1 protein-coding gene is annotated in these 374 nt (G+C 62.8%); it reads right to left on the reverse strand.

Annotated elements, in window-relative coordinates; all coding sequences use genetic code 11:
- The coding region (locus K0F86_RS27180) for a thiamine pyrophosphate-dependent enzyme (protein WP_257572413.1) at positions 1-374 on the reverse strand (374 nt) is incomplete at both ends.

Here is a 374-nt window from a genome sequence, read left to right on the forward strand (position 1 = left end):
CTCAGCGCATCGCGGCGGAACGGGTCGCCCAGTTCGCGCGTGCACATGATTTCGATGATGGTGGTCTTGCCTTCATTCATCTGCATGGCTATCGCTTTCTTCAGGGCCGGCCCCACGTCTTCCAGCTTGTCGACCGTGATGCCTTCGGCGCCCATGGCCCGCGCAATCTCGGCGAAGCTCTGGTTGTCGAGTTCACCGGCGACGAAGCGGCGGTTGTAGAAATCGACCTGGTTTTTCTTTTCCGCGCCCCACTGGCGGTTGTGGAACACCACCGCCGTCACGGGAATGTTGTGGCGCACGCAGGTCATCGTTTCCATCAGGCTCATGCCCCAGGCGCCGTCGCCCGCATACGACACGGCCGGACGGTGCGGTGC

The sequence above is a fragment of the Janthinobacterium sp. UMAB-60 genome, assembly GCF_900095235.1.
In the GTDB taxonomy this organism is placed as follows: Bacteria; Pseudomonadota; Gammaproteobacteria; order Burkholderiales; family Burkholderiaceae_D; genus Janthinobacterium.